25 protein-coding genes and 1 pseudogene are annotated in these 26,657 nt (G+C 31.8%); 13 read left to right on the forward strand and 13 right to left on the reverse strand.

Annotation, left to right across the window (positions count from 1 at the left end; translation table 11 throughout):
- Positions 1–159: 159 nt before the first annotated feature.
- On the forward strand, positions 160–1,251 hold the full coding sequence (locus tag BOW55_RS06075) for a glycoside hydrolase family 18 protein (protein ID WP_129023414.1): 1,092 nt from the start codon (positions 160–162) through the stop codon (positions 1,249–1,251).
- An 88-nt stretch (positions 1,252–1,339) separates the two neighbouring features.
- Positions 1,340–3,853, forward strand: coding sequence for a mechanosensitive ion channel family protein (locus BOW55_RS06080; protein WP_129023415.1), 2,514 nt, complete (start codon positions 1,340–1,342; stop codon positions 3,851–3,853).
- 57 nt (positions 3,854–3,910) lie between these two features.
- Here BOW55_RS06080 and BOW55_RS06085 read toward each other — a convergent pair whose 3' ends face one another.
- The 4 genes from BOW55_RS06085 to BOW55_RS06100 all read right to left on the reverse strand — a co-directional run bounded on the left by BOW55_RS06085 (position 3,911) and on the right by BOW55_RS06100 (position 6,456).
- Entirely contained in the window at positions 3,911–4,396 is a 486-nt protein-coding gene (locus BOW55_RS06085) for a hypothetical protein (RefSeq protein WP_129023416.1), read from the reverse strand.
- A gap of 87 nt (positions 4,397–4,483) precedes the next feature.
- The gene (locus BOW55_RS06090) at positions 4,484–5,380 is read right to left on the reverse strand and encodes a transporter (protein ID WP_241686492.1); all 897 of its coding nucleotides are present in this window, start codon (positions 5,378–5,380) and stop codon (positions 4,484–4,486) included.
- Between the two features lie 61 nt (positions 5,381–5,441).
- Complete coding sequence (locus BOW55_RS06095; protein WP_129023418.1) at positions 5,442–5,960, reverse strand: DUF4251 domain-containing protein; 519 nt, start codon at positions 5,958–5,960, stop codon at positions 5,442–5,444.
- A gap of 145 nt (positions 5,961–6,105) precedes the next feature.
- Positions 6,106–6,456, reverse strand: coding sequence for an META domain-containing protein (locus tag BOW55_RS06100; RefSeq protein WP_241686493.1), 351 nt, complete (start codon positions 6,454–6,456; stop codon positions 6,106–6,108).
- A gap of 212 nt (positions 6,457–6,668) precedes the next feature.
- Here BOW55_RS06100 and BOW55_RS06105 point away from each other — a divergent pair, with 212 nt between their 5' ends.
- Both BOW55_RS06105 and BOW55_RS06110 read left to right on the forward strand, forming a co-directional pair.
- Positions 6,669–7,196 carry a superoxide dismutase family protein gene (locus tag BOW55_RS06105; RefSeq protein WP_089058713.1) on the forward strand — a complete coding sequence of 176 codons (528 nt, stop codon included), beginning with the start codon at positions 6,669–6,671 and terminating at the stop codon, positions 7,194–7,196.
- A 108-nt stretch (positions 7,197–7,304) separates the two neighbouring features.
- On the forward strand, positions 7,305–8,507 hold the full coding sequence (locus BOW55_RS06110) for an LETM1-related biofilm-associated protein (RefSeq protein ID WP_129023419.1): 1,203 nt from the start codon (positions 7,305–7,307) through the stop codon (positions 8,505–8,507).
- 50 nt (positions 8,508–8,557) lie between these two features.
- On the opposite strand, the gene can is transcribed toward BOW55_RS06110, so the two are convergent.
- The 4 genes from can to BOW55_RS06130 form a co-directional block, all read right to left on the reverse strand.
- Entirely contained in the window at positions 8,558–9,193 is a 636-nt protein-coding gene (can, locus tag BOW55_RS06115; RefSeq protein WP_089053179.1) for a carbonate dehydratase, read from the reverse strand.
- 123 nt (positions 9,194–9,316) lie between these two features.
- On the reverse strand, positions 9,317–10,954 hold the full coding sequence (locus BOW55_RS06120) for a SulP family inorganic anion transporter (protein ID WP_129023420.1): 1,638 nt from the start codon (positions 10,952–10,954) through the stop codon (positions 9,317–9,319).
- An 82-nt stretch (positions 10,955–11,036) separates the two neighbouring features.
- Positions 11,037–11,249, reverse strand: coding sequence for a hypothetical protein (locus tag BOW55_RS06125; RefSeq protein WP_233207038.1), 213 nt, complete (start codon positions 11,247–11,249; stop codon positions 11,037–11,039).
- Between the two features lie 205 nt (positions 11,250–11,454).
- Entirely contained in the window at positions 11,455–11,934 is a 480-nt protein-coding gene (locus BOW55_RS06130; RefSeq protein WP_089053277.1) for a Dps family protein, read from the reverse strand.
- A 109-nt stretch (positions 11,935–12,043) separates the two neighbouring features.
- On the opposite strand from BOW55_RS06130, the gene BOW55_RS06135 reads away from it, so the two are divergent.
- On the forward strand, positions 12,044–12,985 hold the full coding sequence (locus BOW55_RS06135) for a LysR substrate-binding domain-containing protein (protein ID WP_089053176.1): 942 nt from the start codon (positions 12,044–12,046) through the stop codon (positions 12,983–12,985).
- A gap of 35 nt (positions 12,986–13,020) precedes the next feature.
- Here BOW55_RS06135 and BOW55_RS06140 read toward each other — a convergent pair whose 3' ends face one another.
- Complete coding sequence (locus BOW55_RS06140; protein ID WP_089053175.1) at positions 13,021–13,218, reverse strand: hypothetical protein; 198 nt, start codon at positions 13,216–13,218, stop codon at positions 13,021–13,023.
- A 166-nt stretch (positions 13,219–13,384) separates the two neighbouring features.
- Positions 13,385–14,050 (reverse strand): tRNA (5-methylaminomethyl-2-thiouridine)(34)-methyltransferase MnmD, encoded by a 666-nt coding sequence (gene mnmD, locus BOW55_RS06145; RefSeq protein WP_129023421.1) that lies wholly within the window; start codon positions 14,048–14,050, stop codon positions 13,385–13,387.
- Positions 14,051–14,360: 310 nt separating this feature from the next.
- Here mnmD and BOW55_RS06150 point away from each other — a divergent pair, with 310 nt between their 5' ends.
- A complete protein-coding gene (locus BOW55_RS06150; protein WP_129023422.1) occupies positions 14,361–15,431 on the forward strand; it encodes a branched-chain amino acid aminotransferase in 1,071 nt (356 codons plus the stop codon).
- Positions 15,432–15,748: 317 nt separating this feature from the next.
- Here the strand turns inward: BOW55_RS06150 and BOW55_RS06155 are convergent, their stop codons facing one another.
- Entirely contained in the window at positions 15,749–16,129 is a 381-nt protein-coding gene (locus tag BOW55_RS06155; RefSeq protein WP_089053172.1) for a nucleoside triphosphate pyrophosphohydrolase family protein, read from the reverse strand.
- Positions 16,130–16,560: 431 nt separating this feature from the next.
- Here BOW55_RS06155 and BOW55_RS06165 point away from each other — a divergent pair, with 431 nt between their 5' ends.
- The 4 genes from BOW55_RS06165 (at position 16,561) to BOW55_RS06180 (ending at position 19,319) form a co-directional block, all read left to right on the forward strand.
- Positions 16,561–17,778 carry an SRPBCC family protein gene (locus BOW55_RS06165; protein ID WP_129023423.1) on the forward strand — a complete coding sequence of 406 codons (1,218 nt, stop codon included), beginning with the start codon at positions 16,561–16,563 and terminating at the stop codon, positions 17,776–17,778.
- A gap of 74 nt (positions 17,779–17,852) precedes the next feature.
- On the forward strand, positions 17,853–18,395 hold the full coding sequence (locus BOW55_RS06170) for an RNA polymerase sigma factor (RefSeq protein WP_129023424.1): 543 nt from the start codon (positions 17,853–17,855) through the stop codon (positions 18,393–18,395).
- Positions 18,396–18,428: 33 nt separating this feature from the next.
- The gene (locus tag BOW55_RS06175) at positions 18,429–18,842 is read left to right on the forward strand and encodes a hypothetical protein (protein WP_129023425.1); all 414 of its coding nucleotides are present in this window, start codon (positions 18,429–18,431) and stop codon (positions 18,840–18,842) included.
- Positions 18,843–18,860: 18 nt separating this feature from the next.
- On the forward strand, positions 18,861–19,319 hold the full coding sequence (locus BOW55_RS06180; RefSeq protein WP_089053167.1) for a sensor of ECF-type sigma factor: 459 nt from the start codon (positions 18,861–18,863) through the stop codon (positions 19,317–19,319).
- 74 nt (positions 19,320–19,393) lie between these two features.
- On the opposite strand, the gene BOW55_RS06185 is transcribed toward BOW55_RS06180, so the two are convergent.
- A complete protein-coding gene (locus BOW55_RS06185) occupies positions 19,394–20,455 on the reverse strand; it encodes an oxidoreductase (protein ID WP_129023426.1) in 1,062 nt (353 codons plus the stop codon).
- A gap of 238 nt (positions 20,456–20,693) precedes the next feature.
- On the opposite strand from BOW55_RS06185, the gene BOW55_RS06190 reads away from it, so the two are divergent.
- The 3 genes from BOW55_RS06190 to BOW55_RS06200 all read left to right on the forward strand — a co-directional run bounded on the left by BOW55_RS06190 (position 20,694) and on the right by BOW55_RS06200 (position 25,525).
- Positions 20,694–21,986 (forward strand): hypothetical protein, encoded by a 1,293-nt coding sequence (locus BOW55_RS06190; protein WP_241686494.1) that lies wholly within the window; start codon positions 20,694–20,696, stop codon positions 21,984–21,986.
- Positions 21,987–22,190: 204 nt separating this feature from the next.
- Complete coding sequence (locus tag BOW55_RS06195) at positions 22,191–24,170, forward strand: KUP/HAK/KT family potassium transporter (RefSeq protein ID WP_129023427.1); 1,980 nt, start codon at positions 22,191–22,193, stop codon at positions 24,168–24,170.
- A 137-nt stretch (positions 24,171–24,307) separates the two neighbouring features.
- Positions 24,308–25,525 (forward strand): RsmB/NOP family class I SAM-dependent RNA methyltransferase, encoded by a 1,218-nt coding sequence (locus BOW55_RS06200; RefSeq protein ID WP_129023428.1) that lies wholly within the window; start codon positions 24,308–24,310, stop codon positions 25,523–25,525.
- An 81-nt stretch (positions 25,526–25,606) separates the two neighbouring features.
- On the opposite strand, the pseudogene BOW55_RS06205 reads toward BOW55_RS06200, so the two are convergent.
- Positions 25,607–26,649 (reverse strand): annotated as a pseudogene (locus BOW55_RS06205) (AMP-binding protein).
- Between the last annotated feature and the right edge of the window lie 8 nt (positions 26,650–26,657).

A 26,657-nucleotide genomic window follows, 5' to 3' on the forward strand; every position in this document is an offset into this window, starting at 1 on the left:
TTTGTTCTTTACGTAAACATGCTCAATGATTAAGCGCAATATTTTTGCAACGATTTGCAAAATATTCGTTAAAATTAACTTTTTAAGGTCAATGAAATAGTTAAATATCGATTGTATTCCTTTATATTTAGCATTCTAAAAACGCTAAAAAAACATAAAATGAAACAAATTAACCTGATTGCCATGCTTTTGCTGTGCTGTTTATCAACAAATCTTTTTGCACAGAAAAACAAAAAAATGGATATCATAGCTTATTATACAGGCGATGATAAACTAATAAACGAATACGAAGTAAATAAGCTGGATCAAATTATCTTTAGTTTTTGCCATTTAAGAGATGGAAAATTAGGTGTTGACTCTCCTAAAGACTCAATTACTATTAAACATTTAGTTTCTTTAAAAGCTAAAAATCCGCAATTAAAAATCATACTTTCACTTGGCGGCTGGGGTGGCTGCGAACCTTGCTCTGCTGCATTTTCTACTGCTGAGGGAAGATTAACATTTGCTAAATCTGTAAAAGAAGTCAGCAACTATTTTAAAGTTGATGGTTTAGATTTAGATTGGGAATATCCATCTATAGAAGGTCTTCCTGGTCATTTATATCAGGCAGCTGACAAGCCAAATTTTACAGAACTTCTTAAAATTTTACGCTCAACAATGGGTAAAAAATATGAACTAAGTTTTGCTGCAGGTGGTTTTCAAAAATGTCTGGATGAATCTATAGACTGGAAAGCAGTTGCGCCATACGTAAATCGTATTAATATTATGAGTTATGATTTAGTAAACGGTTATTCTAAGGTAACTGGACATCATACTCCATTGTACAGTACAAATCCAAAAGAAGAATCAACAGACAGAGCTGTTAGTTACTTGCTAAAACTTGGAATTCCTGCTGAAAAATTAGTTATTGGAGGTGCTTTTTACACTAGAACATGGAAAAATGTTGCTAATGTAAACAATGGTCTTTATCAAGCTGGAGAACATATTCAAGGGGTTGATTTTAAAAACTTCGCTACTTATTACACGGAAGCTAACGGATGGAAATATTTTTGGGATGATAAAGCTAAAGCGCCTTACTGGTATAATGAAAAAGAAAAAACATTTGCTACTGGAGACGATTTAACTTCAATAAAAGCAAAAACAGAATATGCAAAAGCTAAGAAACTTGGCGGTATCATGTTCTGGGAACTTCCACTAGATGCTCCTCGTAACGGAATGGTAAATACCATATACGAAACTAGAAACAAATAAAATCAGAATACTAAGCAACCTAAAAAAACTTTTTTTAGGTTGTTTTTTTTTATAGTATTTTTGGGGTAACTCCCAAAAGCAAAGTATTATGATATTTTCGACTATAATTCGCAATACTATTTTTTATAAAAACATCATAATTAACTTTACTGTTTTAAAAGTACTTGCAATTATACTTTTAACTGCAAGTCCAGTTTATACATCTTATGCTCAAAATTCAATTTTAGAAGATAGTCTAAAACTAAAAAATGAGATTCCTAAAAATACTAAAATTGAAAGTTTACTCAAATTAGATGAAGAGAAAAGCAGACAGCTTTACATCGAAAATAAAATAACCAAAAATCATAATTTATTATTTGATGCCATTTCTAAAAATATTCAGGATGCCAATGTCATTTTAAAAACGGGTATTGATTACAAAGCTTTCACCACAGAACTAGATTATGCCATCAAACTAAAAAAAACAGCCATAGATGGTATAATCAAAAATCAAAATGATTTTCAAACGCTTAGAAACATAACCGTTACATCGATTATGCTTAATGAATTACAGACGCGTCTTGAAATTCAACTTTCTAAGATCAAAAACAACAGCATCGAGTTAAGCAAAATACAAGGAAAAATTGATTCTTTAACGATTCAAAAATCGCTGTTTGTACTTCCAAAAGATTCATTGCGAAAGATTCTATATTATGATCGTTATTCTCAAATGTACTCTAATGTCAACTCGCTTAATAAACGATTTAAGGATGCACTTGACAGTATCAGTAAACTGCAAATTACCGCGAGACATTTTAAGTATGATCTGCAAAACGACATCATTGAGACGGATAATATACGAAAGAACGAATTTCAAAATCTATTAGATTCTGATGGAACAATTTTTAGTACCAACTCAAGTGAAATGTCTTTTTATGAATCGTTTTTTTACTCGCTTACCAAAGAATCGATCATATTAATATTCTTCATTTCAAATCATTTTAAAACAATTGTTTTAATGCTTCTGCTTGCGGTCGTTCTAGTCATTTATCTATTGTTTCTTAAAAATAAGTATAAAAAAGAAGGCGTTTACAATACTACTAAGCTCTCCAAACAAATATTCAGACATCCCATTTCGTGTGCGGTATTAGTTTCATTTACTTTGTTCAATTTTTTCTTCACCTACCCTCCTTTTGCTTTTACAGCGCTCATTTGGCTGGTATCGATAATTGCTTTAACCATAGTAAATAAAGAATATTTTACGCCAAAAGAAAAGTTTGTCTGGAAAGCTTATGTCATTATTATTCTTCTAGGATTGTATGACAATAATATTCTAACACACTCTGTAAAAGAGGTCATTTTAATTTTAATAATAGCTTTTTCATCAATTGCATTTACAGTTTATAATCTAAAAAATAATAAAGAGATTTTAAATCCCTTTTTCAAATACAGCTTATATGTTTTAATAACTTTTGAGATCGCTTCTATATTATTCATCCTAATTGGTAAAAACTATAATTTAGGAAAGCTTCTAGCTATAAACGGTATTATAACAGTTTTGATGTATTATTTATTCACCACAACGTACCGTTTGCTTGCTGACATTATAAACTATTCTAATTATTTAAGAGAATCAAACGAAGAGAAATTATTAAACAGCAACGAATTAGAAAAAATAAGTACTAATCCTAAAATTAACACTCTATTTGTTCTTGGATGGCTGGTGTCTATAGGCAAGAATTCATATCTATTTCAAGCCATTCTTGATCCAATTATTGGCTTTTTTACAGAACCACGAAACATTGGTGATTTCAATTATTCTTATCAAAGTATTGTGGTTTTCTTTTTTATCATTATTGCTTCTGTAGTCATTGCTAAAATTGTTGCGTTTTTAACCAGCACTTCTATCAATTCATCTTCTGGCGTTAAAAAAAACAAATTTGGCAGCTGGATGCTTTTCATACAAATTGCCATATTTAGTATCGGAATAAGTCTTGCTTTTATATCATCTGGTATTCCTGTTGACCGTTTAACTATTATTATTAGTGCTTTAGGTGTTGGTATCGGATTTGGACTTCAAACTTTAGTAAATAATATTGTCAGCGGTTTAATAATTGCTTTTGAAAAACCTGTTAATATAAATGATACAATTGAAATAGGCGGTCAAATGGTAAAAATGAAATCTATTGGTATCCGAAGCAGTGTTGTGGGAACTTTTGACGGCGCCGATGTTATAATACCTAATGGAGATTTGTTAAGCCAGCATTTAACGAATTGGACGCTTTCAAACAATAAAAAACGAACAGACATTTCTATTGGAGTGGCGTACGGAACTAATTTAGAAAATGTAAAATCCTTGTTGAATGAAATATTAAGAAACCACTCTTTGGTACTTCAATATCCAGAACCAATTATTTGGATAACCACTTTCAACAGCAGTTCTATTGATATTGTTATTAAATATTGGGTTGGAAATATAAATTTTGCAAGTGATGTAAAGAGTGACTTAATTATTGAAATTGATAAAGTTTTTAGAGCAAATAATATCGAAATTCCTTTTCCGCAACAAGATATTTATATCAAACAGGATCAAAATAAAAGGAAAGACGAAAATGAAAATTGAGTATAAAAAAAAGGCAGTTAGTACAATAACTGCCTTTTTTATGCCAATATAAATCTCTTAATTCAATTTTGCTTTGTCTAATTCTCCAATAAACGGAATTGAATTTTGTATTTCGTTACGAATTGTTGTTTGAAGATAAACTTCTAACTGAATAAATTTTGCCGCATTTATAGATCCAACAGCTTTTTTTGCCTGACCATACGTTTTTGAAAATAACTTTTCGAAATCAATTTCATTTTTCAAAGCCGCCTTTGCCAATTGATCTGCTTTTTCATCTGTTAATGTTGCGTAATTGGCCGCATAATCATTAAGCAGTTGAAATTTTGTTTGACCAAGAGCTTTACGCTGCGCTTCATAGCTGTCATAAACTTTTGTAAATGCTGCAGATTGGGTATCAGATAAATTCATGTATTCTTTTACAAGATCACTTTTCGATTTTCCATAAACACTTTGTACAACATCTAAATCTTCTTTGAAAGAAGATTGAGCATAAGAAGAAAACGTGGCCGCAGCCAAAATAAAAATAAGACTTAATTTTTTCATAATTTTGATTTTAAATTTGTTCTTAGTGGATTATGCATACTCAAATATACTGATTTTTAACACATTAATCGTACATTTTTTTTCTGTCTAAAAAAATGAATATTGATAAGCAGCTGATAAAGCATAATAATTAAATCCGTTATTAGTATATGCTCCAACATGATACTGAAATTTTATAGACTGCCCTTTTGCTATAGGAGTTGAAAATGTTGCTCCTACCCGCCAATTATCAATTTGGCTGTCATCAGAAACACCATCTGTAATTGTTTTTCCGCCAAAAAACCAGTTTGTATTAAATCCTACCCACATTTTATTTTGAAAATAATAACTGGCATGCGCTTGTAAACTATAAGTTGGCTTTTGCTCTAATTTTTTTCCAAGAAAATCATTATTATTAGTATAAAACCAAATACCGCCATAGGCTTCAGCATATACATGTGCAAAACGTTTTGAAACTCCAATTTCGGGTTTAAATCCCCAGCGGTTCGTTCCTATATTAACTTGTTTATCATCATAATATCTGCCCGTTGGTATTGAAGTTACTAAACTTATCCCTAAAATCGTTTTTTGCTCAAAATTTCTAAATTCTGTCTTATCGAGTGCAGGCGAACCCAATAAATTAATTCCTAACCGAACTTTCATATCTGCAAATCCAGTTCTTGATCCTGTTAAAACATCACCATTTGTGCGTGTTTGCGAACCATCCATGAATGTATAAGGCAACACAACTTGTACACGAGCCAATTTATCAGAAACTGCAAAAGTCCGAATATAATTTACTGCTAAATTGTGGCTGTGAAGCGTAAAATCTGTAATTGGCAGCGAAGGATCTGTAAGCACATTACCATTCATAAAAACATAACCAATTGCTACAACATTCAAATCTTTAGCAACATTAGCGTAAACTCTTGGTTCTAAATCTTGACTATAGGAATATAATACCCCAAAGAAAAATAATAATACAAACAACCACTTTACAGACAAAAAACAAGACGACTTTTTTAGCATAAAAATAATTCAGGGCATCATTAATACTAACTCTTTACTACTTATTCACAGCCTTCTTCGGCGCGCTTACTATACCATCATAAAAAATAGAAGATCTATTGTTACTGTTGACAGAAAGAGAACTGTTTCCATTAAAAAAGATGGTAAATACCAAATCAAAAACATCATTTTTCCCTTTAACTGTTGCTTTCACAACATAGTTTTTTTTATTCTTTTCAATCTTTAAATTATCAGGTACTCCTTCAAATTTAATTCCTCCGTCTGTTCCATATCCTACATTAAATCCACGTCCAAAAAAGGGTAAATCACAAGTTGTTTTTACAGTATTAAAATTTAAAAAATAAGTTTTATAATCTAAATCAATAATCCTGCCTCCTGTAGGAGTAGCTTTTTGCGCTTCAAAAACAAAATCTTTAGCATCGATCAAAGCTTCAATTTCTTTCTGTTTTTGCAGTTCTCTCTCGGCCTTTAGTTCTTTTTTAGATTTTTGCTGCGCTGAGACAGAAAAATTCAGAAAGACCAGTAATACTAATAAAATAGATAATTTAGTTTTCATTTTTAAATAGCATTTATATTGTTTAACAATAAACCAAATCAAAAAAAACAGTAAGCAACCTTACTGTTTTTCGTAAATCTCATCATGACAATATCTCCAGAAATAAATAGAAGTGTTTTTCCATCATCTGTAATATCATACGAAGTTATTTTTGAAGCGTATTCATATACACACTTTCTCCCTGTCCGTCAAGGCACATCATTTTGGTAACTGCCATAGGTTGTGTAAAATCGGTTTTATTACCGTCCAAAACAAGTTTTCCTGTATACGAATTACAACTATTATTACCCGAAACCTGACTATCCTTTGTATTAAAATTTATCGTTGGTTTTTTGTTTGGATATAATCCTTCAAAGGCAATTCTTGGACCTGTAATAAAATTAAGTTCCCAACTTCCATCAAGTTTAGCTGTTGTATCACTTTTTTTGCCTTTAGAAGCACTACAAGAAATCAGCAATACACTTAGAAAGGCTATGGTAAAAATTCTTTTCATCATAAAATAAAGTATTAAATTTAAACATACTGAGTCTTTTTTTGAACAAAATCAGGACTCAAAATCACTACTAATTTACGCAATATAATCCGTTTCGTATTGGTGCATTCAATAAATTACAAGGAATAGTTTGACTTTTATTTAACTTTTACAACCTCGCTTTGTCGTTATTTTATGTTAAATTTACTTAATATTTAATTTAAATGCCCATAAATATGAAAAAAATAATCGCGTCTTTCGCTATAATTACAGCTTTAGTCATTGGTTGTAAAACAAATACAAAATCAAGTGATGCCAAAACTCTGACTGTAGCTTTAGAACCTAAAAGCAACAGCAAGGTAGCAGGAACGGCAACTTTTACAGAGAAAAACGGTAAGGTGACTTTTACAGCAAAAATATCAGGATTAACACCAGGTGTTCACGCTATACACATTCACGAAAAAGCAGATTGTACTTCGGCTGATGGAAGTTCCGCAGGAGGACACTGGAATCCAACCTTTAAAAAGCATGGAAAATGGGGCGTTGGAGAGTATCACAAAGGTGATATTGGAAATTTTACTGCTGATGAAAAAGGAAATGGAACTATTACAATGACAACTGACGAATGGTGCATTGGCTGCGAAGATGAAACAAAAAATATTCTAGGAAAAGGTTTAATTGTTCATCAAGGTACTGATGACTTTACGACTCAACCAACTGGAAATGCCGGCGGAAGAGTTGCTTGCGCAGGAATTATCAAATAAATAAAACCGATAACCACTATTTTTTCACAAAAATCTAGTGGTTATTTTATTTTATATTCACACTAAAACAAGAAAAAGATATAGCTTTGCAGCTATAAATTGAAGTCAATGATTAACCCATCTGCACCAGGCTGGATAGACAAGTATTTTAGCGAACAAAAGTTTTCAGAAGCAATCCCTTTTGAAACTACTGATTCGTTTTATTATAAAGTTAGAGAAACTGGTTTTATTTATGGACATATTATTGCTATTGATTCGCGAATTCCAATTCCGATAAAAGGCTGGTTTAAAACCGAAATTTCTAAAGTCGCTTTACTAAATACACTTTACAATGTTTTTTGTCTAGAAAAAAGAGATTTTGAACCTCTTCATTTTATTACCGAAGTTTTAAAATTTTACAAACAAATGAATCCTGAAGGTTTCAATTTGTTTAAAATTTTACTGCCAAAAGATACTCCTTCTTTATCTTTAGAAAATATAATAGATCAAAGAGTACAAACAAACGATAGTATTATCAGTAAGAACTTTTCGCATCTGGTAACTAATGCTCTTTTGTTTATTGATGTTTTGGCATTTAGACAATATTTAGCGCATGGCCACATACCTGAAAAATATTTAAAACGAATTGAAGAAACTGTTCTTGGAATTGTTGCGCTGGCATTAAAAACCAAAACTATCAAATCTCAGCACGATGATTTATTAATTAAACTTTTTGAAGCATCTATTCGTTATTCGAAATTCTCGAAAGTTACTGTTGAAACTTTAGAGACCTTACAACTGGATTATTTCAGCAACAAATTAGAACAATATTACTTAATTGATATGGCCGGAATGGCTTTATGGAGTGATGGTGTTGTAGAAAACGAAGAAGCTTACTTTTTGTATTCATTAGGATCAATGATGGGCGTTTCTGATGATTTTGTTTCAAATAGTATTGCAACAACAAACGCTTTTATTACCACTCATAAAAAGAAAATTCCCTATTTTAACTACTCCAATCCTGTCAAACATTTTTATGATCAAATGACGCACAGCGTTGTAAAATTGATTGTAAGAAACAAAAACAGATTGGTTAAAGAAATTATCCAGAGTAAGGAATTAATGGTTTTATTGGCTTATTCTACTACGAGAGATTTGGATGCCAAGGAAAAGAAGAAAGTAAAAAAACAGCTTTTAGATATTTGTAAAACCATTCCGTCGCTTACCATCTTTTTACTTCCCGGCGGAAGTTTATTACTGCCTATTCTAATCAAGTTTATACCAACATTATTGCCGTCTGCTTTTAATGAAAATCTAGACGAAAACGAATAAAAAAAATCGCCCTTTTGAGGCGATTTTTTATAACAATTTTTATTTAACTATTAAAGATCAAGCTGATAAACTTCATCAAGCTCTTCGTTTGAACTAATATTTACATTTAAATCAGTAACAAAACCTGAATTTAATCCGTAAACCCATCCGTGAAGCATTAAATCTTGACCGCTTTTCCATGCACCTTGTACAATCGAAGTTTTTGCCAAGTTATAAACCTGCTCTTTAGCATTGATTTCAACAAAAGCATTAAAGCGCTCTGTTTCATCTTGAATTGAGTTTAAATATTTATCGTGTAAACGATACTCATCTTTAATATGACGAATCCAGTTATCGATAATTCCAACAGATTGCTGACCCATAGCCGCTTTTACGCCGCCACAACCGTAATGTCCACAAACAATAACGTGTTTTACTTTTAAAACATTAACTGCATAATCCAGAACACTCAACATATTCATATCTGAGTGAACAACCATATTTGCAATATTTCTGTGCACAAAAACTTCACCCGCTTTTGCTCCAATAATTTCGTTTGCAGGAACACGACTGTCAGAACACCCAATCCATAATAAAGGCGGAGTCTGCCCTTTTGCTAAATCAGCAAAAAAATTAGGATCTAATGCTAATGATTTCTCAACCCATTGCTTATTGTTCTCTAGTAACTGCTTATAAAACTCTTTCATTTTTTTGATTTTTTGATTGGTACTTCAACATGTTTAAACATATTAAAAATAACTTACGGTAAAGTTATCTAATTTTCTAATACTTCTCACCATGAAGAAATACCTTTAATTAATATAATTTATTTAAACTTTTTCTTTTAGTACTATTTCTCTTTTAGCAACATCGTAATAATGTTCTATAGAGACATGATTATTATTTTCTGGAGTGTTTTCAAGTTCGTAAGCTTCTTTAAATCCTTTCAGCTTCACTTCGATGTTTTCGTCAATCGCGCGTGTTTCTTTAAACTCACGAATTAAATCTAAAACATCATGCGCAATATACTCAGTATCTTCTGCGCTAATAACCACTTTAGAGTTTTCAGGAATCTCACTCAATGTCAATTTAATTGCAGCTTTGTTCAAGAAAGAAACTTCTTGTGCTAAATCGATATGAATAATATCTCCGTCTTCGTATTCTTCTTTTTTAAAGCTGTATGCTCTTTTTAAGTTTCCTCTTAATACAAAAATAACACTAATAATAATTCCTAACGCCACACCTTTAAGTAAATCTGTAGCCACAACAAATACTAAGGTTGCAACAAAAGGTATGAACTGATATTTTCCTTTTTCCCAGAAATGTTTAAATGTAGCTGGTTTAGCTAATTTGTATCCCACTAAAATTAAAACTGTTGCTAATGTTGCTAATGGAATTTTATTCAAAATAGTAGGAATCGATAAAACACTTATCAATAACAATACACCGTGAATAATAGCCGACATTTTTGATTTTGCTCCTGCGTTATTATTTGCAGAAGATCTCACTACTACAGAAGTCATTGGTAAACCTCCTAAAAGTGAACTCACAATATTACCAATACCTTGCGCTCTAAGCTCAACATTTGTATTAGTATAACGTTTTTGAACATCCATTCTGTCTGCAGCCTCAATACATAAAAGTGTCTCAATAGAAGCTACAATGGCAATTGTAATAGCAACTACCCAAACTTGAGGATTTGTAACCGCAGCAAAATTTGGTGTAATTAAAATAGATTTAAATTCGTCAAAAGATTTTGGAACTGGCAATGAAACCAAATGTTCTTTTGCAATCGCCAATGAGCTTCCTGAAGAAACAAAAAATTCATTTAAAACTACTCCTAAGACAACAGCAACAAGCGCACCTGGAACTAACTTTAATTTCTTTAAAAAAGGAACTTTATCCCAAGAAATTAAAATTGCAAGAGAGACAAGCGAAATTACCACTGCCCCTAAGTGAATGTGATTAACTACATCAAACAGAAATGAAAATGAATTACTTCCGTCATTTTGAACAAAAGCCTGATCACCTTCAAAATCTGCATCGTAACCAAATGCGTGAGGTAATTGTTTTAAAATAATGATAATTCCAATACCTGCCAACATTCCTTCAATAACATTTGTTGGAAAATAATTGGAGATACTTCCGGCTTTTAAAAACCCTAATGCTAATTGAATTAGTCCTGCAATAAAAACAGACATCAAAAACACATCAAAAGCACCTAAATCAGTAATCGCGGTTAAAATAATAGCTGTTAGTCCGGCTGCTGGTCCTGAAACGCTGATATGCGACTGGCTCAAATAACCAACCACTATACCACCAATAACACCTGCAATAATTCCAGAAAATAAAGGCGCTCCAGAAGCCATTGCAATACCTAAACACAACGGAAGAGCGACCAAGAAAACCACTAAACCTGAAGCAAAGTCAGACTTAAGGTTGGCAAAAAGATTAATTTTTTTTGTCATAATACAATACTAAATAAATTATTCATCAAAGTTTTACCGCATTTAATCAAAAATGCAGTTAGTTCAAAATAAATCGGAAGTATTATGCCAAGTTGGGAGGTGGAGCAAAAATGCTCGGAGAAATATTGTCTAGTTTTACAATATTTTCAGACGCAATCGTCTTTTTTTCAATATAAACAGGCATAACAACTTCGTGTTGAAGTATTGCTGGATATACAGCAGCCTTAAGTTCTTTATGAGAATGCTCTTCTTCAGAAAAACTGAAAAATATAGACGTATCCGTGCTTTTCTTCATCACCGTAATAATTGTAGGGGTAGATAAGAAAGCAATGAATATGAATAATAATATGCGAGCAACTAATTTCATTCCAGCAAAAATAACGTTATACAAACAAAATCAAAGCATCCAATCAAAATTTTCATAGAAATTTAACATTCATAAAAAAGGCAGAATGGGTAACCTACTCATTCTGCCTCTTAATTTACTAACAAACAAGTTATTATAACTCTTCATCAAGCCAAGCATTCATCATCCAGATCGTTTTTTCCTGCTCTGCAATAAAATCACTCATCATCGAATTCGTACCTTCATCGTTAATTTCTGCAGATTTATTCAAGATTTCACGTTCAATTTTTAGCAAATCCGATAAAGAACTCACAATTAAATGAACTGCTTTCTCATCATTTGATATATTTTTCCCAACAGTTAATTTGTTATTTTTAATATAATCCTCAAATGTATGTAAAGGTGTTCCTCCAATTGTCAAAACTCTTTCGGCGATCATATCAATTTTTAATTGTGAATCTGTATACAATTCTTCGAACTTAACATGCAGATCAAAAAAACGCTTTCCTCTAATATTCCAATGAATTCCTCTTAGATTTTGATAATAAACTTGAAAATTTGACAATAGAACATTTAGTTCTTTTACTAATAACTCTGATTCTTTTACTGGAAGTCCTAAAATATTTGTTTTCATAATTTTCATTTTTTATAATGAGTTTACTACAAATTTAAGCTAACTTCTTCAAAAAAAACATAAAAAAAAATTATATTTAGTTATTTTTGCATCAAAAAATTCTATTAAAATGACGATAACTCAATTACAATATGTATTAGCCGTTGCAGAGCATAAAAATTTTACGCTTGCTGCTGAAAAATGCTTTGTGACTCAGCCTACTTTAAGTATGCAGATCCAAAAAATTGAAGAAGAACTAAATATTTTAATATTCGACCGAAGTAAAAAACCTATTCAGCTTACAGATATTGGACAAAAGATCGTAAACCAAGCAAAGAATATTGTAAACGAAGCTGACCGAATTAAAGATATTGTTGAGCAGCAAAAAGGTTTTATTGGCGGAGAATTTCGACTAGGAATTATCCCAACCATTATGCCGACTCTTTTACCTATGTTTTTAAATAACTTCATTAAGAAATATCCAAAAGTTAAACTTTTAATTGAAGAGCTTAATACGGATGAAATTATTGTAAAATTAAAAAACGGTCATTTGGATGCTGCTATTGCAGCAACTCCGCTTGAAGATGAAAAAATAAAAGAGATCGTCTTATACTTTGAGCCATTTGTAGCCTATATTCCAGAACATCACAGCAGTTTTCAAAAAGAAGAAATCGAAGTTGCTGATTTAAACATCAATGAAATTTTACTTTTACAAGACGGACATTGTTTTAGAGATGGAATTTTGAATTTATGCAAACACAGTGCTGATGCTGATCAAAATAATTTTCAAATTCAAAGCGGAAGTTTTGAAACTTTGATAAAACTAGCCGACGAAGGTTTGGGTACAACACTACTTCCGTATTTGCACACTTTAGATTTAAAAGAATCCGACAAACTGAAACTACGAAATTTTAAGGAACCAAAACCTGCTCGCGAAGTAAGTTTAATTTACCCGAAGAGCGAATTAAAAATGCAAATTATTGATGCACTTAGATCAACAATTGCCGGCGTCGTAAAAGGAGCCATTGTTTTTCAAAACGTGCAAATCATCAGTCCGCTGCAAAAGAAATAAAAATAAAAAAGGAGCCAATTTCGGCTCCTTTTCTTTTATACTTTAATTAGTAGTAGACTTTGTTTTAGTTCTGGTTTTTCAATTATAAAATTTAATAACCATTCTTGCAATTGTTCCATTTCGTATGGCAACAGTGTTTTGATAGCTTTTTCTAGTTCTTTACAGAAAAGTATCGGATCGAAACTTACTCTTTCAAGTATTGATTTCGTGTAATCAAACATTATTTTTGACATAATAAAATAAGATTTTCGGGGGTTATCTATTATTTTAAACTCGAGCCAAATTTAAGCAAATATCATTCATAAAGACAATTTTTAACTTATTTTTTTAAAAACTTTAGCAGCGAATACGTTTTCTTACTACACATAAATCAATATAGAATCGTTCTAAACAACTCATTTAAACCTTTTTAAAAGCTCGAAACATTTCTCTTTTACCAGGAGGTCCTGTTAATTTTTCAACAGTAAAACCAACCTCAATCATGCTCCTTTTAACAACTCCTCGAGCGGCGTATGTAACAAGAACGCCATTTGGCTTTAAACTATTGTACATTTTCTGAAAAATGGCTGTACTCCAAAGCTCTGGCTGCACTCTATATCCGAAGGCATCAAAATAAATCAAATCAAAAATTTCTAAATCGTCGATTTCATCAAAAAATTGTTTTCTTTTAGTTAACGAAAATCTTGAGTTAATTTTCACTTCTTCATTCCACTCGCTTTCATGCATTTTTTTAAATACTTCCGAAAAACCTTCTGCCTCTAATTCTTCAACATAATTCATTGCCAAAACTTCACTTGCAGCAATCGGATATGCTTCTACTCCAACATAATTAATATGCTGCTGTTTCTGTTCTGATTCTAAAAAAGTAATAAAAGTATTTAAACCAGTTCCAAAACCAATTTCAAGAATAGAAACCGGATTACTTTCAAATAACGACAACCCATTTTTTATAAACACGTGTTTTGCTTCTTGAATAGCACCATGTTTAGAATGGTAACTTTCGTTCCATTCTTCCAAATGAATTGTTGTTGAACCATCTAGCGTTTTAATTATTTCTCTTTTCACTATTTTCAAATTTTACAATGCCTTTACATTGATTTATAGTTCATTTTCTCAGTCAAAATTAGTCAAAACAAATGCGTAAAGCCTTAAAAAAAGACACTTTTTTCATAAAATCTTTATAAAACTTCGCTAAAATTTTAGGTTTATTATAAGATAAACAAATCTCAGTCAAATACAGGAATTAATGCAGTTTTACTAAACAAATTATATATTTTTCCGTAATTTTGCATTCAACAAAACCTATTCTTCATCAGATCATTACGTTAGATTTTCATTTGAAAGAATACAAATTAGATAAAAACTTTACATAATTATGAGTACAACTCAAACAAGCAAAATTGAAATCAGAAAAGCTGAATCGTCTAAGATAAGCTCTGTAGACTTTGAAAACTTAAGCTTTGGTGCTGTATTTACAGACCATTTATTAGAATGTGATTATAAAGACGGGAAATGGCAGACTCCGGTCATTAAGCCTTATGCTCCTATTTTAATGGATCCATCTTCTAAAGTCTTTCATTATGGACAAGCAATTTTTGAAGGAATGAAAGCTTACAAAGATGAAAATAATGATGTTTGGTTGTTTAGACCTGATGAAAACTACAAGCGTTTCAACAGTTCTGCTGTACGTATGGCAATGCCAGAAGTTCCGGAAGATGTATTTATGGAAGGTTTGAACGAATTATTAAAAATCGACCAAGAATGGATTCAAAGAGGAAATGGTGCAAGTATGTACATTCGTCCTTTTATGATCGCTACAGGACCTGGAGTAATTGCAAATCCATCTGACGAATATAAATTTATGATCTTACTTTCTCCTGCAAAATCTTACTATGGAGGTGAAGTAAAAGTAATTATTGCTGAACATTACAGTAGAGCTGCAAATGGTGGAATTGGTGCTGCAAAAGCAGCTGGAAACTACGCCGCTCAGTTTTACCCAACTAACTTAGCAAACAAAGACGGTTTTCAACAAGTTATTTGGACTGACGATGCCACGCATACAAAATTAGAAGAAGCTGGAACAATGAACGTTTTCTTCAGAATTAATGATACTTTATTGACAGCTCCAACAAGCGAAAGAATTTTAGATGGTATTACTAGAAAAAGTTTAATTGCAATGGCTGAAAAAGAAGGTTTAAATGTTGAAGTTCGTCCAGTAATTGTTTCTGAACTAGTTGAAGCTGCTAAAAACGGATCTTTAAAAGAAATTTTTGGAGCTGGTACTGCTGCAGTTATCAGTGTAATTAAAGGATTCTCATATAAAGGTGAATATTATGAAATGACTCCAGTAGAGAATTCATATGCTTCTTTCTTGAAAGAAAAACTAACAAGTCTTCAAAACAAACTTTCTGAAGATACTTACGGATGGACTGTTAAGGTTCAATAATCTAAAGAGATTTAAATATAAAAACCCGACAGATTTTAAAACTTGTCGGGTTTTCTGTTATATATGATTTCTAAAATGTCTGGTAATTTTACCACAAAGCCCCTAAAGTTTAATCACAATCTTGTCATTTCGACGAAGGAGAAATCTTAGCAAGAAACTCCACATAGCAACTCGACAATTTTTGTCGAGCTACTCGCGAAGATTTCTCCTTCGTCGAAATGACAAAAATAACGCAAAACTTTGCGAATTTTGCGTTTTTATAAGAACAGCAAAAAAACTTAACTCTCGATAGCTATCGGGATTTCGTTTAATCTTCTTTACAGCAACTTCGAAAAATCAGGTTTAAAATAATTTGGCCCCTTCATTACTTTTCCGTCTTCACGATAAATCGGCTTCCCATCTTCTCCAAGTTTACTCATATTACTACGCTGAATTTCATCAAAAACAGCTTCAATTTTATCCTGCAAACCATGTTCAATAATTGTTCCGCACAAAATATACATCATATCACCAAGAGCATCAGCAATTTCAACTAAATCATTATTTTGAACCGCTTCAAGATATTCTTCATTTTCTTCTTTCATTAAATTATAACGAAGCAGTTTTTTAGTTTCTCCTAAATCAGCAATTGGAGTATGACTGTGACCTATTTTAAAAGCAGTATGAAATTCTGTAACTGCATCCAGTTGTTTCTTCATGTTTTTATTTGATTAAATGAAATGGCAAATTAGCAACAAATCGTATACAATTCTCTAAATTTGTCAAAAATAATTTTTAAAGTATGTTTAGTCAAGGACAATTAATTTTCGGACTCTGTTTTTTTATCGCTTTTGTAATCATAATGATTTTTGCTTATCGTAAAGATTTAGCACTGCATAAAGTTTTTTACAAAGGAAATTACAAAGTCCTTATTGCATTTCTTCTTTTTATTGCGATTTTATTCGTGATTAAAGTCTTTCTAAAAAGATAAGCCCAAAACTTAAACTTTCAAGAAAAGCACAATTTAACCTTTCCCAAATCGTTATTTTATAAAATCCTGAAATTGGAAACAAAATTGAATCCAACTTTTATTTTTGTTATTAGTTTGGACTCGCAATAAAATTTATAACTTTACGCAAAACCTGCATCAATGAAGATTCTAAAATATTTATTTCTTTTACTATTATTAAGTTTAGTCGCTCTAACCGTTTTTGTTGCTACCCAAAAAGGGATTTTTTCTGTTGAAAGAAGCAAAGTCATCAATTCGCCAAAAGCTACAGTCTATAATTATGTAAATGATTTTAGAAACTATGAAGATTTTGAATCTTGGTCTACAGAAGATCCATCAATAAAAATGACTTTTCCGAACAAAACCAGCGGAAATGGAGCATCATTTTACTGGTCAGGTGATGAAGGCAATGGAAATGCAATTACCTTAAAAACAAAAGAAGGTGAAAGTATTGAACAAAAGATGAAATACGACGGCACGGAAGCTGATGTAACTTGGACTTTTAAAGATACTTTGGCAGGTAAAACAAAAGTTACTTGGAAAGCAAAAGGAACTATGAGCTTTTTGTTTAAAATATACACGGCGCTAAATGGCGGTTCTGACAAAGTTATTGGAACTATTTACGAAAAAAGCCTCGCGAATATTGACAAGAATTTAGATTACGAAACAAAAACTTATGCTGTAGAAGTAAATGGAGTTGTAAAGAAAACTGAAACTCCTTATATCAAACAGACTTTTACAAGTGAAATTCAGAAAGTAAATAAAAATGCCAGAATTGTTATTCCGAAACTTATTCAGTTTAGCGAGACCAATGGTTTAACTGCAACTGGAAAACCGTTTATTATTTATCATACTTACGACACTGCATCAGGATTGGCAAAAATTTCGATATGTCTTCCTATAAACAAAGAAATCTCAATTAGTTCTGGAAGTGATATTTTATCAGGAAAACTAAATGGTTTTGATGCTGTAAAAACCACTTTAAAAGGTGATTATTCGCATACTAACGAAGCTATTTCAAAAACAACAGCATATATCAACAATCAAAAGATAAAACCAGAATTAAGCTGGTCGCATCTTGAAGTTTTATCGATCAGTAAATTAGATATAAAAAGTCCATCTAAATTACTAACAGAGATTTATTTCCCTATTATTCCTAAAATCGTTCCAGCGGCGCCTGTTAGTTCACCCGTTTATTCGTCTGAACCAGAAGAAGGTGTTGACACTGTTCGACCTGAAGCCGCAAAACCTGCAGTAACGAAACCTGCTACACCAAAGCCGGCAACTCCAAAACCTGCAACTCCAAAACCTGCAACACCACCAACACAAACTCAAGAAGAAGAGCAATCAGAATTTTAAACTTTCGAAGGTCATTAAACCTTTTGTTTAAAATTCATTCTAACACTATATAAAGGTTTGATAAATCAAAAAGTTTGACAGACGAGAAGGAATTTATACAACAATTATTAAATCCTAAAACGCAAAATACAGCGTTTCAAAAGCTCCTATCTGATTATCAAAAACCATTGTATTCTCATATTCGAAATATTGTTTTGAATCATGATGATGCTGACGATGTTTTACAAAACACTTTCGTTAAAGTATTTCAATACTTAAAAAACTTCAAGGAAGAAAGCAGACTTTTTTCCTGGATGTATCGCATTGCAACAAATGAAGCTTTGACTTTTTTAAATCAGAAGGCAAAACTAAATGGTATTACTTCTGAAAGCCTGCAAAACAGAACAATTGATAATTTAAAATCAGATGTTTATTTTGATGGTGATGAAATTCAGATCAAACTTCAAAAGGCAATAATTACATTACCAGAGAAACAGCAGTTAGTTTTTAAAATGAAGTATTTTGAAGAATTAAAATACGAAGAAATTTCAGAAATTCTTGGAACATCCGTTGGTGCATTAAAAGCATCTTATCATCATGCCGTAAAAAAAATAGAAATATATGTTACATCAAATTAAACCTTTTGTAGCAAAACTTATCTTATTGTTATTATGAAAGCATTTAAATTAGAAAACGAACCGAAAATATCATCAGGATTTAAAACTCCTGAAAATTATTTTGATACACTTTCGGCAAAAGTTTTACAGCAGATAAACGAAGAAGAAGTTAAAGTAATTCCGATTTACAAACGCAAAAAAACGATCACACTTATTGCTGCTGCTGTAGTTGGTATTGCATTAATGATTCCTGTTATCAACAATTACAATGCAACATCAAAAGAACTTGATGAAGCGACTTTAGAAACTTATTTATCTTATCAATCAAATTTAAATCAATACGATTTAATTCGAGAATTAGACACTAAAGACATTGAAAAGCTGAATAAAAATGTTGCGTTGGAGCAAGAAACTCTAGAAGACATTTTATCTTCTAATCCAAATATTGAAAATTTAATTTCTGAATAAAAACATAAAAATTAAAATATGAAAACTAAAAATATACTAACATTCCTTCTGTTTTTAGTAAGCTTTTCATTTTATGCTCAAAATGACAAAGCAGATGATAAACGTGAAAAAATCAAAGCATATAAGGTTTCTTTTTTAACAACTGAATTAGAACTTACTTCAACTGAAGCTGAAAAATTTTGGCCTATTTATAATACTTATGACGACAAACAATACGAACTGCGTCATAACAAAATGAAAACTTACCTGCGTAAACTAGATGACGATAATCTAAGTTCTCTTTCAGAAAAAGAAGCAGCTGCATTATTATCTCAAATTGAATCTACAGATAAAGAACTTTATCTTTTACGCGAAAAATACACCGCAAACCTTAAAAAAATACTTTCGGCAAAGAAAATATTAAAGCTTAAAAAATCAGAAGATGATTTTAATCGAAAATTGTTAAAACAATATCGAGACAAAGCAGGAAAAAATTAAGCTTCTTAAAAATACAACAGCGATAAGAACCCTATATAATAATACTTACTTTATTATTTAGGGTTCTTATTTTTTTACTTAAAATTAAGTCGAACTACTTTATTATGACCTGCAGCTATTGCAGTATTTCTGTTAATAAAACGAACAGTAAAAAATTTAGTATCTGTAGATAATTGCGTCCAGTTTTCACCTCCATTTTGAGAATACTGAATTCCCTCAGAACCTACGCAAATAATTTCTTTTCCATTTCCTCCAGGAACATATTGCACACATGACGCATAACCAAACCCCATATTCTGCCCTATCAATTCCCAAGTTTTTCCGCCATCTTTTGTAAAAGCCTTGTTATCTACTTTTCTGCTCGGAATCTCATAATCACCGCCTGCAATAAAACCGTGTTTAGAATCATAAAAGTCTGCAGTAAAAATACCTGTCATCGCTTTTCCTTGCACAATAGGAGTCTCAACAACTTTCCATGTTTTTGCTTTATCTGCTGAATAAAAAACACGTGCTCTTTTTCCACCCGAAACCAGCCAAGTATCATTTCCTTTTATAACAATATTTGTATTACTTGCTGCAAAAGCGGCCTCTCCCACTGCATTTGTTGGCAATTTATCAGATAATATTTTAGTCCAAGTTTCTCCGCCATCACGAGTAACAATTATAGAAAAAGTATCTTCTGTTGGATCTCCTATAGCGATACCTTCTTTATCATTCCAAAATTGCATGCTGTCGTAAAAAACTTTCGGATTAATCTCTTTGTAAACCAGTTTTACTTTTTTGTCTTTTTTATCAACGGAATAAAGCAAAGCAGGATTTGCCACACTTAATAGAAACACATTTTTTGAAGTTTGCGCAATGCTTCTAAATTCTAATTTAAGTGTATCACGATAAATATGTTCTTCAAACTTCTCTTTTTTATCTAAATCATAGTATCCAAAACGAGAATTATCAGCTCCATACCAAACTTTATTTTTATCAATTAAGATCGCTCTTATACTTATTTTATCTTTAAACAAAGTATCTATTGTCATTGATGTAAAACCACTGCTGAAAGTAACTTCGGTTTTATAATTAAATGTTCGAAATGACATCAATAAAATAAAAATACCACAAAATAAAACTAGTTTTTTCATATAAAATAAGATTTGGCTGTTGCTAAAATACAATTTATTATAACATTTCAAATAAGTTTTCGCTTTTTTATAAAACAACATTTTTATAACCTATTATCTAACAAATAAAAACTCATTTCCTAAACAACAAAACATAAACCACTGAAATACTAATACTTAACAACACAAAATCCAACAAACAAATTTGTGGCATAGTAATTGGATATCTCAAAACATTAATACTTAATATGATTTTATCATGAAAACTAAACTACTTTTTATAGCGCTCTCAGCATTAGTTTTAGGTTCTTGTTCTGCACAAAGCCAAACTACTGTTTACGCAAAAAACTCAGACATAAGTGATAACTTAGATCTTAGAGCGGTTGCTTCGATGTTTGGAGAATCAGCAAATCTTCAAGACTTTGAAAGACGTTTAAATGATCCTAAATATCAAATTTCAAATCTAGATTTAAACGGCGATGATCAGGTTGATTATTTACGTGTAATTGAATCTGTAGAAAATAGAACGCACGTTGTAATTATTCAAGCTGTATTAGATCGTGACGTTTATCAAGATGTAGCTACTATTGATGTAGAAAGAGACAATTACAACAAAGTAAGCGTTCAGATTGTAGGAAACTCTTATTTATACGGTACAAACTATATTTATGAGCCTGTTTACAATGTCGTTCCAGTAATTTATTCTTCATTCTGGGTTACCAATTACAGACCTTATTATTCATCATGGTATTGGAATTATTATCCAACATATTATGCTGCTTGGAGTCCATATCCAGTTTACAGATATAGAAATAACATCAACGTTTGCATCAACGTAAACAACCGTTACAACTATGTAAACTACAGAAGAAGCTATAGAGCTCCCGTACTTTATGAATCAAGACGTACTTATGGTTACGAAAAAATTAGACCAAATTATAGTTTTGAGCAAAGACACGCTAATACTGGAAACAGATATGATTTAGATCAAAGACGAATTGCAAGCAGAGAATCAAACAGATCTCAAAACACTTATAATTCAAACAGATCAAACACAAACAGAGTATCTTCTAACAGTGATTTTGGAAACAGCAGAAGTTATAACGATAACAGATCAACATCTAGCAGAAATTATAACAACACAAATCGTTCAACAAATTCTAGCAGAGAAAATTCAACAGTTGTATCAAATCCGGTAAGAACAGACAACAATAGAAACAATTCGAATGTATCTTCTCCAAGAACTTCTTATGAAACTAGAACAAACAGAGTGTCTGAGCAAACAAATCAGTCGTCTAGAGATTATTCTGAAAGCAGATCAAATTCAAACAATAGAATGAGCACTGAAAGAAGTGTTCCTGTACAAAGAACAGAATCATCAAGAAGCTATTCTGACAGAAGTTCAACAAACAGAACTGTCAATCAATCAGCTGCACCTGTACAAAGAACAGAATCACCAAGAAGCTATTCTCAAAACAGAGGTAGTTCTGACAACTCCTCTTACTCAAGACCTCAAAGCGCACAGCGTTCTGAATCATCAAGAGGAAGTTAGGAATCAAGAAGCAACCAGCCACAGAGAGAAAGCGGTTCTGGCTCAAGAGAAGGCGGACGAAGAGGATAACTTAAATATTTCAATTTTTTATTTAAAACTAAAAGCACAATTTGGGGATTGTGCTTTTTTTTATCTTTTTAATTATAATTGCTGCTAATTTGTTTTAAAACAGTAAATTTGCAACCGTCTTTTATAAAAATATACATGAGCGCATCGCATAAAAACTTACATAGTAAGTTGTCTATAGGGGGTTTATTGATAACATTAGGGATTATTTATGGAGATATTGGTACATCTCCATTGTACGTAATGAAAGCTATTCTTGGCGACCATACCATTAATGCCGACATTGTATTAGGCGGTATTTCATGTGTGTTTTGGACTTTGACTTTACAAACCACTATAAAATATGTGCTTATAACTTTAAGTGCGGACAATCACGGCGAAGGCGGTATTTTTGCTTTATACGCTTTAGTGAAAAAAACCAAAATACAATGGCTCATTGTGCCCGCGATTATTGGAGGAAGCGCACTGCTTGCAGATGGTATTATTACGCCGCCAATCTCAATTTCATCAGCGGTTGAAGGAATTAGAGCATTCTACCCAACAATGGAAACTCAAACCATTGTTTATATTGTAATTGCCATTCTTTTTGTCCTATTCACGATACAACAATTTGGAACCAAACTAGTTGGGAAGTTTTTCGCTCCAATGATGCTGATTTGGTTTGCCATGTTAGGAACATTAGGATTTATTCAGATTATGAACTTCCCTGAAGTTATTAAAGCTATAAATCCTTACTACGCTTATCACTTATTGTCTGTTCATCCTGATGGTTTCTTTGTTCTTGGTTTTGTATTTTTATGTACTACTGGAGCTGAAGCTTTGTATTCAGATATGGGACATTGCGGTCGAAAAAATATTAGAATAAGCTGGATGTTTGTAAAAACGACTTTGGTATTAAATTACTTTGGTCAAGCTGCATATCTTATTCACCATGAAGGAAGTACTCTACAGCAATTAGGCGGAGAAAACGGAAATCCGTTTTACCTTATTATGCCGCATTGGTTTTTACCATTTGGTATTGTTGTAGCAACTTTGGCTGCAGTTATTGCTTCTCAAGCACTTATAAGCGGATCATTTACTTTGATCAATGAAGCAATGCGTTTGAATTTCTGGCCAAAAGTAAAAATCAAATATCCTACTGAAGTTAAAGGTCAATTATATATTCCGTCAATAAACTGGTTATTGTTTTTTGGTTGTGTTGGTATTGTATTGCACTTTGAAAAATCAGGAAACATGGAGCATGCCTATGGTCTTGCGATTATTTTATGTATGATCATGACTACCATTTTGCTGAATTATTACCTAATCATGAAACGTGTAAAACTGTATTTCATGGTGCCTCTTATTACGATTTATTTATTAATCGAATTCAGTTTCCTTATCGCAAACATTACAAAATTTGCCGAAGGAGGTTATGTAACTTTAATCATTGCGAGTATACTTATTTCTATAATGACGATTTGGTATCTTGCTAAGAAAATCAACAAAAACTATACTAAAGTTGTCAAAATTGACGATTACAAAAAGGTATTAATGGAGTTGAGCGAAGACCTTTCTATTCCTAAATATGCTACGCACTTAGTCTACATGACTAATGCAAATCGCGTTGACGAATTAGAGGAAAAAGTAATTTATTCGATCTTACAAAAACGTCCAAAAAGAGCCGATATCTATTGGTTTGTACACGTAAACATTCTTACTGAACCTTATAAAACACAATATAAAGTTACCGAAATTGCTAAAGACGACATTTACAGAATTGATTTTAATTTAGGTTTTAGAGAACCTACAAAAATCAATTTAATGTTTAGAGAAGTAATTCGAGATATGGTGAAACGCGGTGAAGTTGATATTACAAGTCGTTACGAATCATTGAATAAAAACAATATTATTGGAGACTTTAAATTTGTATTGTCTGAGAAATTTTTATCAAATGACAACGATTTAAGATGGCACGAAAACATCATCATGAACTCGTATTTCTTTATCAAAAAACTGAGTTTGTCTGAAGAAAGAGCTTTTGGCTTAGACAGCAGTTCTGTTAAAGTAGAGAAATTCCCAATGGTGCTTCATGCTCCAGAAAACATTGGATTAACACGTATTGTTCCTAAAGAATAAAAAGCGTCCAAAATATTTCAAAAAAAACACTCTAATTAAGAGTGTTTTTTCTTTTAATGAGAATCAGAAATAAGATTCAGTATTAAAAATTTAACTTTCAATCAATTAATAGTACCTTTGCAACTCAAATATTAGAAATGAGATTACACAGAAATTTAGTTTATACTACCATCGATTCTTTGAACGCAATTTTCAATGAAGGAGAATACGCAGACAAAGTGGTAGCCAGAGCATTAAAAAAAGACAAACGTTGGGGAAGTTCTGACAGGAAGTTTGTTGCTGAAACGATATACGAAATTGTTCGTTGGAAAAGATTATACGGAGAAATCGCAGAAGTTAAAGAACCTTATGACAGAGACAATCTATGGAGAATGTTTGCTGTTTGGGCTGTTTTAAGAGGATACCCAATCCCAGATTGGAGACAATTAGAAGGAACTCCTGAAAGAAAAATCAAAGGACGTTTTGACGAACTTTCGAAAGTGAGAGCTTTAAAAGAATCTATTCCAGACTGGATGGATGAATTGGGTGTAAAAGAACTTGGCGAAAAGATTTGGTCGAAAGAAATTACAGCTCAAAACCAGCCTGCTAAAGTTATTCTAAGAACTAACACATTAAAAGGTACCAAAGAAAACTTAAGAAACACCTTGATGGATTTAAATATTGAAACAGAATATTTAAAAGATCAGCCAGAAGCTTTAGTTTTAAAAGAGAGAGCAAACGTATTTTTGACAGATGCTTTTAAACAAGGACTTTTTGAAGTTCAGGATGCTAACTCACAATTGGTTGCCGGTTTTCTAGATGTTAAGCCTGGAATGCGAGTGGTAGATACTTGCGCTGGAGCAGGTGGAAAAACTTTGCATATTGCTTCTTTAATGGAAAATAAAGGACAATTGATCGCAATGGATTTGTATGAAAGCAAACTAAAGCAATTAAAATTAAGAGCAAAAAGAAATGGTGCTTTTAATATTGAATACCGCATAATTGACTCTACAAAAGTGATCAAGAAACTGCATGAAAAAGCAGATCGCGTATTAATTGATGCGCCTTGCAGCGGATTAGGAGTTTTAAAAAGAAACCCTGATTCTAAATGGAAATTACAACCTGAGTTTATCGACAATATCCGTAAAGTTCAGAGTGAAGTTTTAGAAAGCTATTCTAAAATTGTAAAACCAGGCGGAAAATTAGTTTACGCAACTTGCTCTGTTTTACCATCTGAGAATCAAGAGCAAGTACAAAAGTTCTTAAAAACCGAAATCGGGCAACAATTTACTTTTGTAGAAGATCGTAAATTATTGGCTTCAGAATCTGGTTTTGACGGATTTTACATGGCCCTTTTGGAAAGAAAAGCTAAATAAATTCCATTCCCGATAGCTATCGGGATAAATCCCAAATTCCAATTTTCAAACTTGGAATTTGGGATTTTTTATTTAACTTTTTTAAGATTGTAAACTCGGTTTACGCAGCAGTTTTCCGTTTTCATTTTCTTTAAATTTCGGAACAAAAACAATTTCTTTTGGCTTTTCAAATTTTCCTAAAACATCAAAAAAATCTGGTGCAAAATCTTGTTTTTCGCCTTCAATCACTAAAATTAGTTTTTCGCCTAAAGTTGTATCCGGTACACCAGTCACAAAAAAACGATTATTAATTTTGCCTGTTAACTTCGCTTCTATCTGCTCAGGAATAAGCTTTACGCCGCCGCTGTTAATTACATTATCAAATCTTCCTAAAAAACTAAACTTATTCTCATTTACTAAATCTACTAAATCATTAGTAATTATAGGTTCATCAGAAATTGAAGACACATAAATAACCAAACAACCGCGATCATCTTTTTCAATCTTTACATTTGGTAAAATTGAAAAAACACTTTCCCCTACTCTTTTAGCTGCAATATGCGTTATGGTTTCCGTCATCCCATAAGTCTCATAAATCTCCGTTTTTAAAGGCAGTAATTTCTCTTCAAGTGAGCTGTCAATTTTTGCTCCTCCAATAATTAACTTTTTAATATTTTTAATTTTTCAATTGAATTTTGAACCTGCAAAGGCACCATTGCCACAAAATCATACTGCTTGTTATTATAAGCCAAAGGCTCCGTACTTGGCACTACCACATCAAGCTCTAAACCTAATATTAAACTTCGAACCAGCATCATTTTTCCAGCAATAAACTGAGTTGGCAAACAAAGCAGTGCTTTATCTCCCGGTTTTAAACCAAAGAAATCTCCTGTTGCCAAAGCCGATTGAATCATGGCTTGTTTCTCAAGTCTAACTAACTTAGGAAGACCAGTTGTTCCAGAAGTCGTCATTTCGATATAATCCTTATGATCAAACCAATCCAGAAAAAATTCACCAATAGATCGCTCATATGCATCGCCTTCTTTGATAAAACTATATCCAATTTGACACAAATCGGCTGCATTCAAATGATAACCATCTAATTTAAAATAATTGTGTACATTTTTATGTGTTAAGTTTTGCATGATTGTAT

Origin of the sequence: Flavobacterium sp. YO12 (assembly GCF_004119495.1) — a bacterium.
Lineage (GTDB): Bacteria > Bacteroidota > Bacteroidia > Flavobacteriales > Flavobacteriaceae > Flavobacterium.

Excerpts from the sequence above, each read along its gene's own strand:
- BOW55_RS06080 (WP_129023415.1), top strand. The coding sequence starts at position 1,340 with ATGATATTTTCGACTATAATTCGCAATACTATTTTTTATAAAAACATC.
- BOW55_RS06125 (WP_233207038.1), bottom strand. The coding sequence starts at position 11,249 with ATGAAGAAAAGCACGGATACGTCTATATTTTTCAGTTTTTCTGAAGAA.
- can (WP_089053179.1), bottom strand. The coding sequence starts at position 9,193 with ATGAAAGAGTTTTATAAGCAGTTACTAGAGAACAATAAGCAATGGGTT.
- BOW55_RS06075 (WP_129023414.1), top strand. The coding sequence starts at position 160 with ATGAAACAAATTAACCTGATTGCCATGCTTTTGCTGTGCTGTTTATCA.
- BOW55_RS06200 (WP_129023428.1), top strand. The coding sequence starts at position 24,308 with ATGAGATTACACAGAAATTTAGTTTATACTACCATCGATTCTTTGAAC.
- BOW55_RS06085 (WP_129023416.1), bottom strand. The coding sequence starts at position 4,396 with ATGAAAAAATTAAGTCTTATTTTTATTTTGGCTGCGGCCACGTTTTCT.
- BOW55_RS06130 (WP_089053277.1), bottom strand. The coding sequence starts at position 11,934 with ATGAAAACAAATATTTTAGGACTTCCAGTAAAAGAATCAGAGTTATTA.
- BOW55_RS06135 (WP_089053176.1), top strand. The coding sequence starts at position 12,044 with ATGACGATAACTCAATTACAATATGTATTAGCCGTTGCAGAGCATAAA.
- BOW55_RS06180 (WP_089053167.1), top strand. The coding sequence starts at position 18,861 with ATGAAAACTAAAAATATACTAACATTCCTTCTGTTTTTAGTAAGCTTT.
- BOW55_RS06105 (WP_089058713.1), top strand. The coding sequence starts at position 6,669 with ATGAAAAAAATAATCGCGTCTTTCGCTATAATTACAGCTTTAGTCATT.
- BOW55_RS06150 (WP_129023422.1), top strand. The coding sequence starts at position 14,361 with ATGAGTACAACTCAAACAAGCAAAATTGAAATCAGAAAAGCTGAATCG.
- BOW55_RS06100 (WP_241686493.1), bottom strand. The coding sequence starts at position 6,456 with ATGATGAAAAGAATTTTTACCATAGCCTTTCTAAGTGTATTGCTGATT.
- BOW55_RS06120 (WP_129023420.1), bottom strand. The coding sequence starts at position 10,954 with ATGACAAAAAAAATTAATCTTTTTGCCAACCTTAAGTCTGACTTTGCT.
- BOW55_RS06185 (WP_129023426.1), bottom strand. The coding sequence starts at position 20,455 with ATGAAAAAACTAGTTTTATTTTGTGGTATTTTTATTTTATTGATGTCA.
- BOW55_RS06110 (WP_129023419.1), top strand. The coding sequence starts at position 7,305 with ATGATTAACCCATCTGCACCAGGCTGGATAGACAAGTATTTTAGCGAA.
- BOW55_RS06195 (WP_129023427.1), top strand. The coding sequence starts at position 22,191 with ATGAGCGCATCGCATAAAAACTTACATAGTAAGTTGTCTATAGGGGGT.
- BOW55_RS06155 (WP_089053172.1), bottom strand. The coding sequence starts at position 16,129 with ATGAAGAAACAACTGGATGCAGTTACAGAATTTCATACTGCTTTTAAA.
- BOW55_RS06165 (WP_129023423.1), top strand. The coding sequence starts at position 16,561 with ATGAAGATTCTAAAATATTTATTTCTTTTACTATTATTAAGTTTAGTC.
- BOW55_RS06175 (WP_129023425.1), top strand. The coding sequence starts at position 18,429 with ATGAAAGCATTTAAATTAGAAAACGAACCGAAAATATCATCAGGATTT.
- BOW55_RS06190 (WP_241686494.1), top strand. The coding sequence starts at position 20,694 with ATGAAAACTAAACTACTTTTTATAGCGCTCTCAGCATTAGTTTTAGGT.
- BOW55_RS06140 (WP_089053175.1), bottom strand. The coding sequence starts at position 13,218 with ATGTCAAAAATAATGTTTGATTACACGAAATCAATACTTGAAAGAGTA.
- BOW55_RS06095 (WP_129023418.1), bottom strand. The coding sequence starts at position 5,960 with ATGAAAACTAAATTATCTATTTTATTAGTATTACTGGTCTTTCTGAAT.